Origin of the sequence: Nocardiopsis sp. LDBS1602 (genome assembly GCF_035818715.1) — a bacterium.
GTDB classification, from domain to species: Bacteria; Actinomycetota; Actinomycetes; order Streptosporangiales; family Streptosporangiaceae; genus Nocardiopsis; species Nocardiopsis alba.
Genome location: NZ_JAYLVW010000001.1, coordinates 360,094 through 373,992 on the forward strand (window position 1 = coordinate 360,094; position 13,899 = coordinate 373,992).

General features: G+C 68.0%; 18 protein-coding genes. 8 read left to right on the plus strand and 10 right to left on the minus strand.

Annotated elements, in window-relative coordinates; all coding sequences use genetic code 11:
• Nucleotides 1-254: 254 nt before the first annotated feature.
• Together U9J66_RS01640 and U9J66_RS01645 are read right to left on the minus strand one after the other, a co-directional pair.
• Nucleotides 255-716 carry an RHS repeat-associated core domain-containing protein gene (locus tag U9J66_RS01640; RefSeq protein WP_326336796.1) on the minus strand — a complete coding sequence of 154 codons (462 nt, stop codon included), beginning with the start codon at nucleotides 714-716 and terminating at the stop codon, nucleotides 255-257.
• A 271-nt stretch (nucleotides 717-987) separates the two neighbouring features.
• Nucleotides 988-1,251 (minus strand): winged helix-turn-helix domain-containing protein, encoded by a 264-nt coding sequence (locus U9J66_RS01645; protein ID WP_014911697.1) that lies wholly within the window; start codon nucleotides 1,249-1,251, stop codon nucleotides 988-990.
• A 246-nt stretch (nucleotides 1,252-1,497) separates the two neighbouring features.
• On the opposite strand from U9J66_RS01645, the gene U9J66_RS01650 reads away from it, so the two are divergent.
• Nucleotides 1,498-1,728: a DUF397 domain-containing protein gene (locus tag U9J66_RS01650; RefSeq protein ID WP_275040964.1), complete on the plus strand. Its 231-nt coding sequence runs from the start codon at nucleotides 1,498-1,500 to the stop codon at nucleotides 1,726-1,728.
• A gap of 266 nt (nucleotides 1,729-1,994) precedes the next feature.
• Nucleotides 1,995-2,438 carry a hypothetical protein gene (locus tag U9J66_RS01655; RefSeq protein WP_326336797.1) on the plus strand — a complete coding sequence of 148 codons (444 nt, stop codon included), beginning with the start codon at nucleotides 1,995-1,997 and terminating at the stop codon, nucleotides 2,436-2,438.
• 210 nt (nucleotides 2,439-2,648) lie between these two features.
• Here U9J66_RS01655 and U9J66_RS01660 read toward each other — a convergent pair whose 3' ends face one another.
• Nucleotides 2,649-3,032 (minus strand): hypothetical protein, encoded by a 384-nt coding sequence (locus tag U9J66_RS01660; RefSeq protein ID WP_326336798.1) that lies wholly within the window; start codon nucleotides 3,030-3,032, stop codon nucleotides 2,649-2,651.
• Between the two features lie 639 nt (nucleotides 3,033-3,671).
• On the opposite strand from U9J66_RS01660, the gene U9J66_RS01665 reads away from it, so the two are divergent.
• Complete coding sequence (locus U9J66_RS01665) at nucleotides 3,672-4,469, plus strand: tyrosine-protein phosphatase (RefSeq protein ID WP_326336799.1); 798 nt, start codon at nucleotides 3,672-3,674, stop codon at nucleotides 4,467-4,469.
• A gap of 21 nt (nucleotides 4,470-4,490) precedes the next feature.
• Here U9J66_RS01665 and U9J66_RS01670 read toward each other — a convergent pair whose 3' ends face one another.
• The 3 genes from U9J66_RS01670 to U9J66_RS01680 all read right to left on the minus strand — a co-directional run bounded on the left by U9J66_RS01670 (nucleotide 4,491) and on the right by U9J66_RS01680 (nucleotide 6,891).
• Nucleotides 4,491-4,946: a YdcF family protein gene (locus tag U9J66_RS01670; protein ID WP_326336800.1), complete on the minus strand. Its 456-nt coding sequence runs from the start codon at nucleotides 4,944-4,946 to the stop codon at nucleotides 4,491-4,493.
• A gap of 248 nt (nucleotides 4,947-5,194) precedes the next feature.
• Nucleotides 5,195-5,911, minus strand: coding sequence for a VOC family protein (locus U9J66_RS01675; RefSeq protein WP_326336801.1), 717 nt, complete (start codon nucleotides 5,909-5,911; stop codon nucleotides 5,195-5,197).
• A 122-nt stretch (nucleotides 5,912-6,033) separates the two neighbouring features.
• The gene (locus tag U9J66_RS01680; protein ID WP_326336802.1) at nucleotides 6,034-6,891 is read right to left on the minus strand and encodes an SDR family oxidoreductase; all 858 of its coding nucleotides are present in this window, start codon (nucleotides 6,889-6,891) and stop codon (nucleotides 6,034-6,036) included.
• 67 nt (nucleotides 6,892-6,958) lie between these two features.
• Between U9J66_RS01680 and U9J66_RS01685 the strand changes: the two genes are divergently transcribed.
• From U9J66_RS01685 to U9J66_RS01700, 4 genes are all read left to right on the plus strand, one after another.
• Nucleotides 6,959-7,714, plus strand: coding sequence for a TetR/AcrR family transcriptional regulator (locus U9J66_RS01685; protein WP_326336803.1), 756 nt, complete (start codon nucleotides 6,959-6,961; stop codon nucleotides 7,712-7,714).
• Nucleotides 7,715-7,791: 77 nt separating this feature from the next.
• A complete protein-coding gene (locus U9J66_RS01690) occupies nucleotides 7,792-7,977 on the plus strand; it encodes a hypothetical protein (protein ID WP_017536601.1) in 186 nt (61 codons plus the stop codon).
• 301 nt (nucleotides 7,978-8,278) lie between these two features.
• Nucleotides 8,279-8,659: a hypothetical protein gene (locus U9J66_RS01695; RefSeq protein ID WP_326336804.1), complete on the plus strand. Its 381-nt coding sequence runs from the start codon at nucleotides 8,279-8,281 to the stop codon at nucleotides 8,657-8,659.
• Between the two features lie 108 nt (nucleotides 8,660-8,767).
• Complete coding sequence (locus tag U9J66_RS01700; protein WP_326336805.1) at nucleotides 8,768-9,322, plus strand: DUF6368 family protein; 555 nt, start codon at nucleotides 8,768-8,770, stop codon at nucleotides 9,320-9,322.
• Nucleotides 9,323-9,472: 150 nt separating this feature from the next.
• Here U9J66_RS01700 and U9J66_RS01705 read toward each other — a convergent pair whose 3' ends face one another.
• The 4 genes from U9J66_RS01705 to U9J66_RS01720 form a co-directional block, all read right to left on the minus strand.
• Nucleotides 9,473-9,862 (minus strand): VOC family protein, encoded by a 390-nt coding sequence (locus tag U9J66_RS01705; protein WP_326336806.1) that lies wholly within the window; start codon nucleotides 9,860-9,862, stop codon nucleotides 9,473-9,475.
• 128 nt (nucleotides 9,863-9,990) lie between these two features.
• Entirely contained in the window at nucleotides 9,991-11,265 is a 1,275-nt protein-coding gene (gene glsA / locus U9J66_RS01710) for a glutaminase A (protein ID WP_326336807.1), read from the minus strand.
• A 188-nt stretch (nucleotides 11,266-11,453) separates the two neighbouring features.
• Nucleotides 11,454-12,110: a maleylpyruvate isomerase N-terminal domain-containing protein gene (locus tag U9J66_RS01715; RefSeq protein WP_326336808.1), complete on the minus strand. Its 657-nt coding sequence runs from the start codon at nucleotides 12,108-12,110 to the stop codon at nucleotides 11,454-11,456.
• A 55-nt stretch (nucleotides 12,111-12,165) separates the two neighbouring features.
• The gene (locus U9J66_RS01720; protein ID WP_326336809.1) at nucleotides 12,166-12,630 is read right to left on the minus strand and encodes a GNAT family N-acetyltransferase; all 465 of its coding nucleotides are present in this window, start codon (nucleotides 12,628-12,630) and stop codon (nucleotides 12,166-12,168) included.
• 212 nt (nucleotides 12,631-12,842) lie between these two features.
• Here U9J66_RS01720 and U9J66_RS01725 point away from each other — a divergent pair, with 212 nt between their 5' ends.
• Complete coding sequence (locus U9J66_RS01725) at nucleotides 12,843-13,892, plus strand: OmpA family protein (RefSeq protein WP_326336810.1); 1,050 nt, start codon at nucleotides 12,843-12,845, stop codon at nucleotides 13,890-13,892.
• Nucleotides 13,893-13,899 lie beyond the last annotated feature (7 nt).

The following is a 13,899-nucleotide window of genomic DNA, read 5'->3' on the forward strand; positions in this document are numbered from 1 at the left end:
AGAGAAGAAATTAATAGAATAGTCCATAGAGTCCGAGGGTGATGGCGAGCAGGGAGAAGGAGAGCGCAAATATCATAATCCAAGAATTCGATTTTGGTTTTTCGTTTCGACTTTTCAGGATTATCAGGAGCATGAGGGATGTCGCCAAGAAAATGATGGCAAGTAGCGTAATGAAATCCATTGCTCTCCTAAGGTCGATGCTAATGAACTCGGGGCCTGCAAGTCACTTGCAGGCCCCGAAGAACTACTTATTCTCAAGGTTGCTGTGTGGCTGCATGGTTCGAAAGCCACATTGCTCCACAGATTAATGTTGCAGCCAATGTCGGTACGGCCACAACAAGAGACCAGCCGATCCCGACTCCGGTCAAGAGTAGAGCCATGCTGATGGAACCACCGACGATGGCGATCGCATTGCAGAGGTTCAGTCCGGTCGGATCTGTGTTGTTGATGGGGTCGCAGGCGGCGTAGGTGTGGTTGTCGAGTTCCTGGCGCGAGGGGTCGGGCTGGGTGAAGTTGAGGGTGAACGTGTCCAGGAAACGGTGGGACAGGTGTACGGTCCCGTCCTGGAACTGGTAGGCGCCGGTGTAGCCGAACGGGTTCAGCTCTCCCGCCCGGGTGTCCTCCAGGGTCTCAGAGGTCTGTTCACCGTAGGGGCCGTACTCATAGACCGTGTCCGGGGACTCGGCGTCGGAGCCTTCGGCGGTCAGAGCCAGCACGGTGCTCTGGTGGTCCAGGGTGTAATGGAACCTCTGAGGCGCTGGAAGCCGGTTCTCTCGTTGAAGTGGCCGAATATGGCCCCGAGGGCCGCTTCAGGACGACGTCCTCAGGCGAGTGAGTCGGTAGGAACGCTCCAACGAATGGAGGGGCCGGGGCAGCACCGTCGCCCCGGCTCCTCCAGACCGCGGATCGAAGTCGACCCTTCGGCTGTGCGTTGTCGGCCGTCGTCCGAACGGCCGGGACGTCACCACCGTCCCGGACGACGTCGAACTAGCTGTCGCGCTTCTTCACGTAGGTGCCACGGCGAGGCACCACGTACGCCCACTCATCCTCGACGAGGAGGGCGATGGTGCGGCGCACGGTGGAGCGGGCCAGCTCGTACTCCTGGACGAGCTGGGTCTCCGAGGACATCGGGCGATCGGGGGCCCAGTCGCCCCGTTTGATCCGGGCGATCAGGATCTGGGCGAGCTGACGGTAGGGCGGTTCGGGGGCGTCGTGAATGATGTCGGCGTCAGGGCCGAGCGGCTGGTCCATGGCGTAACCGTAATAGTTACGCTACGTGCGGGCTACTGACCCTTTGTATTCGTTTGAGTATGGACAAGTTCATACAACTCGAGACGTGTGAAGATGGAATGGGGTGCTGAACTGGGGCTTCATGGGGGTGGGGGAGGAGCTGTGTGGGGGATGCTCCTTGCTTGTATCGATCACGTGATTTCTATGGTCTGAACCTCTACGCGGTTTTAGTCTTGATTCGCGCCCAGGTCGATGTGATCCACGGATGTGCGAAGCGCTTCGACCTCTTCGGCGTTCCACCGAGCCAAGGAGGAACGGAAGTTGAACGAAGACATCAGGTGGTTCACGAGCAGTTACTCGGATGGCGGTCAGTGTGTGGAGGTCGGACATGCTGAATGCGGCACGCTGATCAGGGATTCGAAGAGCTCGAAGGGTGTGAAGTTGAACTTCGCGCCCGAAGAGTGGTCGGCGTTGGTCGCTGTATCGGCGACGCGTTAGTTCTGGCCGTCTGAAGAGGATTCTCTTCACTCTCTCAGATTTTCACGGGATGCCCGGAGGATCCGAGGGGCTGCTCCCCACGCATGTGGGGATGGGTATTCGAGCATCCGAGGTCGGCGGGCTCAGGCGGCAGGGCTCCGCGCATGTGGGGGTGAACCCCGTGCGCGATCGCCGCACGGTGCAGGCGGGGAAAACGAGTCCCTTGCCAGTGAGGGCCGATTCGCGGCTCTGGCTCCTTGGCCGCGCGCGGGCTCGGAGCGCGCCTCTTGCCCGGTCCCACCCGAGGTCCGGGCACCGGAACCTGGGAGGTCCTCTCGGCCGAAGGCAAGACCGACGGGACGGCCGTGATCAGCGGAGACGTCGTCTACCTGCGAAACCTCTACCAGGACGACGGCGGATACCTCGACACCAACGGACACGCCTCCGACGGCCAGAAACGCTCCGGCGGAAGGTACGACGTCTCCACCTCTCCAGGCAAGGACCGAGGCGAGGGCACCGGACGCTGGCGGATCTTCGCCCAGACCTCCAGCCCCACGGACCAGGCCGTACGCCTCGGCGACGTCCTGCTGCTGTGGAACCTCTACGGCAGCGGCAGCTTTCTAGAGACCAACAGCACCGCAGGGCCGGGCCTGTACGACGTGTGCACCAACGCCTACTTCAACCGCGCCGAAGACGTCACCCTGTGGAAGGCCCTGACCGCCCAGGCGTGATGCCCGGAGCCCGAGCCCGTTTTCCGGGTGCCGGAACGCGGTGGCGACGAAGACATCGGATTCCGGACGCCGCCCGGGACGGTGTTCGGGCTCTTCACAGAAGGGTTTTCCGGGTCGAGTCGAAAAGGAGAACCCTGTGCACCTGCCGGTGACCCTGGCAGGGGTTTCGGTCGACAGGGGTGTGCGGAGAGAGGGTGAATTCGTTTCTGCTCACGAGGGAATAGGGGAGCGAGGAAGATCGTGCTCGATCACCTCACGGCGGAACCGTGAGTCCCAGTCGTGCCACATGGCCAGGGTCAGCATCCCCTCGACCTGGAGGCCGGGGGGTTCGACCGAAGCCCACAGGTACAGCTCCCGATCTTCGTCCAGCGAGAACCACCGAGCGCTGTCGGCGGAGGAAGGCAGGTGTCCGGGCAGAGCCTGGTAGATCCGGCGCAGCGTTTCCCAACTCTCGGGGGTGAAGCGACGCCAGTCCAGGCGGTAGACCCGTTCCACCGCGATCCAGTGCGTCGCGGCCTCCGAGTTCGGATCGTCGAGGTCTGCGTCGAGGGGCGCTTCCTCGTCGTTGTCGTAGTACCAGTCGTGTTCCCGCACGGGAACAGCCTTCCAGAGGGAGGGGACGATCGTCCGGGTGCCGGGTGCCGGGTGCCGGGTGCCGGGTGCCGGGTGCCGGGTGCCGGGTGCCGGGTGCCGGTCTGGTGGAAGTGGGAGCAGGCTGTGCTCAGACCTGCGAGTCGTGAGGAGGTCGCGTCCTGTGCTGTCGGGGGCCGCCCCCATTGTTGCTCTGCGTAGTAATGAGCCCCGGGGAATTCGCAAGACTCGTTACCCTGGGTAGTGAATCGGGGGTCTGAGAACGGTCGGGGTCACAGGGTGCTTCGGCTCGGCCGGGGGCTGACGGAGTACGTCCGAGCGGGCGACGTTCCCCGCTGTTGACGGCCATGGATGGTCCGCCCTGAGGCCTTCGGCGTGTGAAAGACCCACCTGCCCCCGCGCACGCGGGGATGGGTCCGGGAGGATCGGCGGGTGGCAGTGGTCCCTGCCCCCGCGTACGCGGGGACGGGCCGTATCCGATGTCCCCAAGGTCGATGCCGTATTCTCCGGACTCTTCGGGCTTTGAGCAGGTGGTGGGGGGAAGGGCTCGGCTTCGGGTCCCCGCCACCGGGATCCGATGGACCGTCCGGAAAGTGACCAAAGCACTTTCATCGCCCCACCGGGTCGAGTTCCCTGACATCCATGAGCGAGAACCGACAGATCACCTGGGACGGCTTCTTCAACACCCGTGACCTCGGCGGCCTCCCCACCAGCCACGGCGGCACCACCCGACGCGGGGCCTTCATCAGAGCCGCCGACCTGCGCTTCGTCACCGTCGAAGGATGGCGGTCCGCCTACGAGGCCGGTGTGCGCACCATCGTCGACCTGCGAAACCCCGACGAGATCCGACCGAGCCAGGACGAAGGGCTGACGAGACAGGGAGGGTCCGCCGTCTTCCCCGCGTCCGCGGACCAGGCGCCCCTTCCACCGGGGATGAACCGTCTGGAGATCCCCCTGGACCACGTCGAGGACGTCGAGTTCTGGAAGGACATCAACGGGCGAGGGCTGAACGGGAGCCCGCTCTACTTCCGCCCCTTCCTCGATCGCAAGGCCGAACGGTGCGCCGCGGTGGTCACCGCCCTGGCGCGCTCCGAACCCGGCGGGGTCCTGTTCCACTGCGGGGCCGGCCGCGACCGCACCGGTCTGATCGGTCTGCTGCTGCTCGCCCTGGCCGAAGTGGAGCCCGACTCGATCGCCGACGACTACGAGATCTCCACCGAAGCGCTCAAGCCGCTCTTCGCCGCGATGGGAAAGGAGGACCAGGGGCCGCTGATCGCCTCCCTCCTGGCCGACCGAGGGCTGACATTGCGCGACAGTGTCCTCGCCGCCCTCGAAGATCTGGACGCGGAGGCCCTCCTCCTGGAGGCCGGGGTCGCCGATGACGACCTCGCCCGCGTTCGGGCCCGCCTCCTGGACCGATCGGACCGTTCCGAGCGGTGAGCCCGGCTGAAGAGGCCGGGTTCACCCCCGGCGCAGACGTCCCAACCTGTTCAGGCCGATGACGGCCAACACCGGCTTGAGCAGAGCGAGCTCCCCGAAACGGTGCTCCTCCGCACGTACGAGCCGCACGGCGATGTCGGGCCGCTGACGCCACAGGTAGGCGCGGCCCTTCTCCGCGTGCAGGGAGTTGGAGACGATCTTGAGCGTGTCCATGTCCTCCACCAGCGGGATCACGTTCTCGATGTTCTCCCAGGTGCTGGTGCTCTTGCGGTCCAGCCGTATCGGCCCCGTGTATCCCAGCTGATAACGGGCGTAACGCGCCATCACCTCGGCCTCGGAGACGTCACCGGCCACCGTGCCCCCGCACAGCACCAGCACGCTCCGCTTCGCATGGGGATCTTGAGAGCGCAGCCCGGCGCGCACCCGATAGCGGTTCAGATAGTTGGCCTTGACGGACCGGTTCCGAAAACCGAGCACGATGACCGCCTCGGACCCTCCAGCGCGTCTCACACCGCCCAGACCACGCCTGGAGGATCGCCAATGCACGACCTCCGCCCACGCGATGATTCCGGTCAAAGCGGCTGCTGGGATGAGAAAAGAGGCTGGACGCACTGCGCGAGTGTATCCGCGGGCGATGTGGGGCGCCCGACGAACGCCGACCTCGGGTCGAGGCTGTTACCGGGCGGTGAGGGTATCGGCACACCCTGGAATCCGGATCCGAGAACTCAGCGGAGCGATTTCGCGAGCCTGAACTCGTTCCCCGAAGGGTCGGTCAACAGGTGCCAGGGCCCCTCGGCCTCGGTCTCCACGCGACGCGCGCCCAGGTCCACCAGCAGATCAAGGGCGTCGCTCTCCCGTTCACCCTCGTCGAGCCGTAGCGCCAGGCCCATGACGTTCGGTTCGTCCACCGGCTTGGGGGCGAGTTCGTCGCAGAACGCCAAGCGGATGCCGGGGCCTTGGGGCGGACGCAGCTCCGGCGTGCTCGCCTCGACGGGGATCCAGCCGGTGACCCGGGCCCAGAAGTCCCGATCGACCCGAGGGCGTGCGGAGTCCACGGGCAGGGAACCCAGGCCGGGGCCGGTCTCCTCGTAACGATCGCCGGGCATCACACAGAACAGATGGCCCTCCACATCGGCCAGCACCTCCCAGACGACGTCCCCCTGACCCACGTCGCGAGGGCTCGCGCCCAGCTCGCACAGGCTCCGCGCCCAGGCCCGATGGTCGCCTCCGCCGTTGAGGTCGAGGTGCAGTCGCGTGATGGCGGCCTCGGGCCGGGGCGTGGGGGAGACCGGGGTCGGGAGGAAGCGCAGCGGTACTCCAGAAATGGGGAGGAGGAACCCGGCGGGCCCATCGGACACGACCGGCACCTCCAGGGCCTTCGACCAGAAGCGGGCCAGGAAGGACGGATCGTCGGCCTGAAGGGTGATCGAGTCCAAGAGCATGGCGGGAGGGTAACGCGGGGGTACGACCTTCGAGGGGCTCTTGGAAGAGATCGTGAGAGTGCGGTGGAGGGGTGAGCCCCGCGCCCCGGCGCACGTGCCGTGGCCGAGGGCGGGGAGTGTTCCTAGCGGAAGTCCTCGACCCGGTCTCGGGCCCACTGCGCGAACGTTCGCGGCTCGGCGCCCGTCACGGAGCTCACGGTGGGCAGAGGCCCCAGAGAACTCGGGTCGAAGTCGGCGGCCTCGGCGGGATCGGCCGCATTGCCGTCGTAGTCGGTGAACCCCAACAGGAAGTCCGCGGCTTCGGCGGCGAACCCTCCAAGCCTCTGGTAGATCTCGCGTGCCTCGGCCGGGGTGACCTCCTCGAAGCGGACCTCCTCGCCGAGCGCGTCGGCGATGGCCCCGACCTGGTCGCGCAGACTGATCAGCTCGGGGCCGTTGACGTCGTAGGCCTTGCCGTGATGACCGTCCTCCAGCAGGGCCGCCAACGCCGCGTCGGCCACGTCCCACTCGTGCACGGGGTACCAGCCTCCGTCCGGGTTCGGATCCCGGACCACCCGCTCTGCCCGGATCGACGGCCCCCACAGCGCGAGCTTGTTGGCCGCGAACTCGCCGGGCCGGATATGCGTCCACTCCACCCCCGACCGCTCGGCGGCCTGTTCGACCGGAGGGTGGAACGTCGTGTCGAAACCGCCGGTCACCGCTCCCGAGGAGAGCACGACGATCCGCCGAACACCCGAGCGCACGGCGCGTTCGACCAGTTCCTTCGCGGTCGACGGCTCGGGGAAGAGGAACATCCGGTCCACGCCGTCGAACGGCACGGTCTCGGGCTCGGTGAGATCGCCCCGGACGATCTCGGCTCCGGGAAGCTCGGCCCTCGCCGGGTTCCTGGTCAGGGCACGTACCGAGACCCCCGCCTCGACCAGACCCGCCGTCACCCGTCGCCCCACGTTCCCGGTCGCCCCGGTCACCAGAACTCGCACTGATCACTCCTTTTTCGTACGTCCTACGGATAAATAATACCGTAGCCTATACGGAAAATGAGGAGGCATGATGGACCGCAGCGGTAGGGGAGACCCCCGGGAGACCTTGAACCTGCTCTGGCGGACGCCGCGGGCCAGGTCGGGGCGCGGCCGACCGCCCAAGGTCTCCTTCGACAAGATCATCGTCGCGGCCATGGCCCTGGCGGACCGCGACGGGCTCGACGCCATGACCATGGACCGCATCGCCGATTCCCTCGACGTCGGCACGATGACGCTCTACACCCACGTCCCCGGCAAGGCCGAACTGACCGACCTGATGGTGGACCACGCCTGGCGGGAACTCGACCTGGCCCCCGAAGGCCCCTGGCGCGAACGGATCGAGCGCTACGCGAGACAGAACGTCGCCCTGCACGAACGCCACCCCTGGCTGCGCCAGGTCTCCACCGCGCGCCCGCCCCTGGGCCCCGGCCTGTTCGCCAGGAACGACTTCCTACTGAGCGCCCTGTTCGAGACCGGACTGACCGCCGCCGAGATCTCCGCCGCGAGCGACTCCATCATCACCTTCGTCGACGGCGCGAGCGCCACCCTCGCCGAACACTCGCACGCCGAACGGATCAGCGGCCAATCCGACGAGGACTGGTGGGACGACCGCCGCGTGTTCTGGGAGAACATCTTCGACCCGGCGCGCTACCCGGCGATCGAACGCACCTGGAACGACGGCGGCTTCGACCGCAGCCCCGCCGAGGCCGCCGCGAAGGCGTTCGACTTCGGCCTGCGCTCCCTGCTCGACGGAATCGAGGCGATGGCCCGACGGAGCGGGTGAGCGGGGGCTTCTCGTCCCCGAGGCTCAGCGGACGAAGGCCGCCATCACCGGTAGCCGACGCCGATCATCGTGCCCACGTGGTCGGGTTCGGGGGCCGGGACATCGACGGCGCGGTGGCGTTGGGGATGAGCGTGCTCGAAGCGGTGCCGGAGGGATCGTTGCGGGCCAACACTCGACAGAGGATGCTGCGACTCGTCACCGAGATCGGAGAGGGCGCGGCCGCGCACGGATTGGCCGAAGCGGTGCGTTCTCGTCGGGTGTAGCGGAACCTCACCACCGGCCGTTCTCTCCGTCGTGAGGTTCTCGTATCGCCGAGCCCCGCGCACGCGGGGATGGACCGTCGCACAGGTCTCCGATTCGCACGACTTCGTCTTGAGCCCCGCACACGCGGGGATGGGTCGGCCCGCGTCTTCGGTCGCACGGGCGCACTACGGACCTGTCCTTCGGGGCAGCTCTTTGTGGCAAAGGTGTGATGACAGGTTGTCCTCGAAGCGGCTGACCCGCAGCACCTCGATCGGTCACCATGTTTCGCGGATCGTACACACCACGAACGGGGACCGTTTCATGCTTCGTGCTCGTACCAGGGCTCTCGCACTCGCCGTTTTCACCGCCGTCCTGGCGTTCGGTGCCGTTCCGGCCTCCGCCGGAACCGTCGCGCCCGCCGCCGAGAACACCTCCGCGGCCTCGACGACCACCCCCATGGCGCAGGCCGACGTCCCGGCCTCCTTCCGTGAGGACGGCGTCCGCATCCGCCGCTCCTACGACTCGACGAGCGAGGTGCTGGGTCTGGGCTACCGGAACCACTCGGTCTCCGCGTTCTGCGCCATCTACCCCGACCCCATGGTCGGGTACTACGGCGTGCGGAACCACACCACCGGGGTTCGGGGCTACGTGTTCTGGGACTACATGTACGTCGAGAACGCCTCGGCCCTGCCCCGCTGCTAGCCGATCGCACGGCGCGGGGCCTCTCGACAGGGGAGCCCCGCGCCGAGCGCGTATCGGGACGACGGGCCTCCCGGCGATGTCCTACCAGGGCGGGGATAGGCTCCCGGCATGGCCGGCCCGACCCTGGTGATCGACCTGGCGGGGCCTCCCCCCTCCACCAGGTCGAACGAGTTCGATGCGTTGATACGAGCGCTCTCCACCCACTTCGAACGGACCCGTCGCGGATACTTCGACGTCGGCGTGCCCGTGGAACGGCTGGGCGTCGAGGCGCGGAGGGCTCTCGACCCGGGGGAGACGGACGATCGACCCTTCCTGGTCCACCTGATGGGGCCGGGGTTCGGTGACGAGAGCCTCTTCGAGGCCGAGCACGCGGACGAGGCCGTGATCGAGGCGGCCTTGGGTTTCAAGCCGACGCATGCCGTGAACGTCAGTGCGGGCCGTAACCAGGAGATCGATCACGTCGCCACCGCCCTGCTCACCGCGGCGATCATCGACGTCCTCGGGGGTGTGGTCAAGGCCGAACTGCCGGTGGGACAGGAACGGGTGATCGCCGGCCTCCCCGGGGTGCTGGGCCTGGTCGACGATGGCTATCCGACGGTGCTGGGCACCGCGGCGTTCCTACGCGCCTGGGTCGAGCGGCCCGGGTTCCGGCTGCTCAAGTAGCCCGTTGGGGACACCCCTCGGAACACCGACCGGGACGCTCTGACATGACGCCTGCCCGACGAGGTGCTCTACCGAGGTGGTTGTGAGCTGTGGGGCATATGTGGCGCGGGACCTCTCGCCCGGGGAACCCCGCGCCACGTACGTGTCTGCTCAGGGGCAGCGGGTGGCCAGGACACAGAACTCGTTCCCCTCGGGGTCGGTGAGCGTCACCCAGCTCACCTCGCTCTGACCGACGTCGGCGCGCCGAGCCCCCAGGTCGAGCAGGCGACGGACCTCCGCCCCCTGATCCCGGTCGGTCGGATTGATGTCGATGTGCAGCCGGTTCTTGACGACCTTGCCCTCCGGCACGCGCGCGAACGTCAACACCGGCGGCACCGGCCCGGGACGCTCCCGCCCCTCGGGCACCTCGGGGGAGCCGATGCTGATCACGCCGTCCTCCTCCTCGCCCTGGACCTCGTAGTCGAGTACCGCGCACCAGAAGCGGGCGAGTGCGGCGGGATCGGCGCAATCGATCGCGAGCTCGGTGAACTTGGCGGCCATGGGGCACCTTCCGGGTGAGTGACGGGTCCGTCGCGGGCGGCCCCGGCGCCTTCGAGGGAGAAGGCCACCGGGGCACCGTGACGAGGACGTTCCTATCCCGGGGCGGGGCGGCGCGTCCATGGGGTTTCTCAGCTCCGGAGGGCGAGTTCCAGGCGTTCGGAGGTCCAGCGCTCCACCGAACGCCCCCGGCTGTCGTGGAAGGCCGGCACGGTCTCCTCGGGGTCGACCACGATGATCCGGTACCCGCCGTCGATCATCTTGGTGGCGGTCTCGGCCGCGGTCCTGCGCGCCACCGGAAGCACCTCGTCCACCCGGCTCATGTCGAAGACCACCACGTCGGTCGCCGGCGGGTTCTCGACCAGCTCGTGCACGAGCGCCTCGATACTGCTCAACACCATGTCGCCCTGGAGCACGTAGATCGTGGTCGGCTCCCCCTCCACGACCTCCTTACGGGTCTCCCGCAGCGAGGAACGCGACGGGCGCCCCGGCTCCATCAGGTGCAGGCCCAGATCCTCGGACAGCTTCTCCATCATCACGACGCCCCGGGCACTGTTGCCGTGCCGGTCCAGGCGCGGGGAGAACACCGCGACGCCCACCTGTCCCGGGAGCACCCCGATGATGCCTCCGGCCACACCGCTCTTGGCGGGGATGCCCACGCTGGTCAGCCAGTCGCCGGCCGCGTCGTACATGCCGCAGGAGGCCATCACGCTCAACAGGTGCCGGGTGGTGCGCCTGCTGAACAGTTTCTTGTCGGTGTTGGGCTGCACGCCGCCGTTGGCCAGGGTCGCCGCCATCAACGCCAGGTCGCGCACGGTCACCGACGCCGAACACTGGCGGACGTAGCCCTCCACCGAGGAGGCCGGATCCCGGGCCAGACGGCCCGAGGCGTGCAGCAGGTACGCGAGCCCCAGGTTGCGGTCCCCGGTCGCCAGCTCGGAGGCGGCCAGCGCCTCGTCGATCTCGACCGGCCGTTGGGCCAGGTCGGAGAAGAGGCCGAGCAGGCGGTCGATCGCCGGAGCCTCCCGGTCGTCGACGAGCGCGTGGACGGCGATCGCGCCCGCGTTGATCATCGGGTTGCGCGGCCGGCCGGTCTCGGGATCCAACGACAGCTCGTTGAAGGCTTCGCCGCTGGGCTCCACCCCCACCCGGTCGAGGATGTCGTCGATCCCCCGGTCCTCGATCGCCAGCGCGTAGGCGAAGGGCTTGGACATCGACTGGATGCTGAACAGGTCGTCGGCGTCGCCGCTCGCGTACACGGTCCCGTTGACCGTGCAGACCGCGACCGCCACCCGGTCGGGGTCGGCGGAGGCCAGCTCCGGGATGTAGTCGGCCGGGGCCCCGGAGACGACGTGCTCGGTCTGGGCGATGATCGCGTCGAGGTAGTCGAGGATCGGTGAGCGCATCAAGGCGGTCCTGTCTCGGGGTCGGTTCCCGCGTCCCGTATCCGCCGGGTTCCTCCCGGAAGGGGACGCCGGTGGGGTGGGCGGGCCTCAGATTAACCGCCGGTCCACCACGGCCCGCCGTCGCTCGCCTGCGTGTCGGCCGAATACCACCGGACGGTCCTCGCCGGGGCCGACGCCGGCACGAGGGCTCAACTCAGCACGAGGGGGAGCCGTGCGGCCATAGTGCCCAGGGTGACGCTCTCCGCCTCGGTCGGGGCTCGGCGTCCGGTGCCGATCCGCAGCACGGCCTCGTCGCCGAGGGTCTCGGGAAAGGGATCACCGGCGATCCGTTCCAGCAGCCGGCGGGCATGGGCCAGGGGCGCCGCAGCCGGCCTCGGGGCGTTCGGCAGATGGGCGACCAGATCGAGGTGGTGCAGGGTCCACTCCAGCACGTACGCGTCCAGATAGTCGCGCACGGTGAGGACCTCGCCCTGGGTCTCCACCCGCAGGTCGGGGTCGGCGAGTTCGGCGGCTCGGCCCGCCGCGGAACCGAGGTCGTCGAGGTGGTACCTCAACAGCCGCGGTTCCTCGTAGGCGGCGGCCAGCCGGACGGTGAGCGCGTCGAACGGATCGTCGCCGGCGGGAGGGGAGGCGGAGACATCCCAGTAGGTCGCCGCGTCCCGGGTCGGCGGGGCCTCCGTCGGGGTGGCCAGGGTGATCAGCACATCCTGGGCGTCGATGACCAGGTGGAACACCAGATCCCGGACCAGCCAGCCGGTACACCCGGAGGGACGGGCGAAGTCCTCATCGGGCAGATCGGCGACGGCCGCGCGCAGCGCCGCCCAGGAGTACGCGAAGAGATCCACGGCGGCACGGTAGTGCGGGCGGGAAGGGCCGGCAAGACGCCGCGCGATGGGGGGGCTAACAGGACCCCTCGTCGAGCACCAGCATGAGATGTTCGTCCTCGCCGTACCGGACGGTCCCTTCGCGACGGAAGCCGTGCCTCTCCAACAGCCGTACCGAGGCGGTGTTCTCGACGAAGGGGTCGGCGCGCAGAGGCCGCGTCCGCTCCTGTTCCAGGAACAGCGCCAGGGCCCGACCGCCGACGCCCCGACCCCAGTAGGGCCGCCCGAGCCAGTAGCCGAGGAAACGTCGCCCCTCGATGGACCACGAGACCAGGTTGCCCGCGAGCTCACCGTCGACGGTGACGGCCCGCACGAAGGAATCGGGGTCGCCGAGGACCCGGGTCCGCCAGTGCTCCATGAAGGCCTCCCGATCACGCGGAGGGAACCGTGAACGCCGCACGGCCTCCTCGTCGTGTTCGTAGGCGAAGAACACCTCGAGATCGGCCGGTTCCACTTCCCGTAGACGTACCTGGTCGCTCATGCGGGGAAGCCTGCCGGCGGCCACGGACATTCCCGGGCCGCGCCGTGGGGGAAGTGAGCACCCTCCTGAGCCTGCTGTGGTCACAGAGCAACCGAAGAAGCGAAAAAACAAACTCACATGGGAACCAGAAGGATTCCAGTGGAGTCGTATGCGTCAAGAGTAAGCAAACAGCCAACGATGTGTTGGCTCTATGGGAACCCAGGTAGATGGACATGGAACACACCCCCGCCCTGCCCACCTCACCCCGAGCCCGGCTCAGGGCCGCGGCCTCCGCCGGAGCCCTCCTGCTCCTGCTCACCGGATGCGGACTGATCGGAAACACCCCTGAGGAAGAGGCCGACGACACCGGTGACGGTGGCGACACCGCGAACTCCGCAGAAGGCGCCGCCGCCCAGGAGGCCGTCGAACTCCCCGTCGGCTCGACCACGACCTCCACCGCCTGGGGTCCCGACCTGGAGGTGGAGATCCAGGCCCTCGAACGGGTCGGAAGCGACGCGCTCCGCCTCACCGTCGGCGTCGGCAACCACACCACCGACGACATCCGCCACTTCAAGAACCTGCGCGACAACGACCTGGGCGGATACGACCTGTCCGGGCTCACCCTCCTCGACGTCACCACCGACCGGCAGTACCTCCCCCTCACCGTGGGCGGCGACTGCGTCTGCGAGGAGTTCCCCGACCGGCGTATCCGTGCGGGCGTGGTGGAGTCCACCACCGTCCTCTTCCCCGCCCCGCCCGAAGGCGTCGAGACCATGGCGGTCCTCACCCCCATCACCGCGCCCTTCCACGGCGTTCCCCTCACCGACGCCGACGAGGAGATCCCCGACCCGGGCGCCGACGCCCCCGTGATCCTCGATCTCACCCACCCGACCGACACCGTCGTCACGGACTACCAACGCCACGAGACCGACGGCGAGGTGACCTACGAACTCGCCGCCGACGTGCTCTTCGAGACCGACAGCGCCGAACTCGGCGACGCCGCCGCACAGAGCCTGGAACGGGTCGCGGCCGAGATCGACATCTCCTCCGCCGACCGGATCTCCATCGACGGCCACACCGACGACACCGGCGACGACTCGGTCAACGTCCCCCTCTCCCGAGAGCGGGCCGAAGCCGTGGAGACGGCCCTGAACGACCTCGTCGACCGCTCCGGCATCGCCTACGACGTCGACGGACACGGATCGGCCGACCCCGTCACCGACAACGACACCGACGAGGGTCGCGCCCAGAACCGCCGCGTCACCGTCACCTTCGCCAAGTAGGACCTCG

What these genes read in the sequence shown, in the direction of transcription:
- U9J66_RS01645 (WP_014911697.1), bottom strand. Translation starts at nt 1,251, where the DNA reads ATGGACCAGCCGCTCGGCCCTGACGCCGACATCATTCACGACGCCCCC.
- U9J66_RS01665 (WP_326336799.1), top strand. Translation starts at nt 3,672, where the DNA reads ATGAGCGAGAACCGACAGATCACCTGGGACGGCTTCTTCAACACCCGT.
- U9J66_RS01675 (WP_326336801.1), bottom strand. Translation starts at nt 5,911, where the DNA reads ATGCTCTTGGACTCGATCACCCTTCAGGCCGACGATCCGTCCTTCCTG.
- U9J66_RS01685 (WP_326336803.1), top strand. Translation starts at nt 6,959, where the DNA reads ATGATGGACCGCAGCGGTAGGGGAGACCCCCGGGAGACCTTGAACCTG.
- U9J66_RS01695 (WP_326336804.1), top strand. Translation starts at nt 8,279, where the DNA reads ATGCTTCGTGCTCGTACCAGGGCTCTCGCACTCGCCGTTTTCACCGCC.
- U9J66_RS01700 (WP_326336805.1), top strand. Translation starts at nt 8,768, where the DNA reads ATGGCCGGCCCGACCCTGGTGATCGACCTGGCGGGGCCTCCCCCCTCC.
- U9J66_RS01705 (WP_326336806.1), bottom strand. Translation starts at nt 9,862, where the DNA reads ATGGCCGCCAAGTTCACCGAGCTCGCGATCGATTGCGCCGATCCCGCC.
- glsA (WP_326336807.1), bottom strand. Translation starts at nt 11,265, where the DNA reads ATGCGCTCACCGATCCTCGACTACCTCGACGCGATCATCGCCCAGACC.
- U9J66_RS01720 (WP_326336809.1), bottom strand. Translation starts at nt 12,630, where the DNA reads ATGAGCGACCAGGTACGTCTACGGGAAGTGGAACCGGCCGATCTCGAG.
- U9J66_RS01725 (WP_326336810.1), top strand. Translation starts at nt 12,843, where the DNA reads ATGGAACACACCCCCGCCCTGCCCACCTCACCCCGAGCCCGGCTCAGG.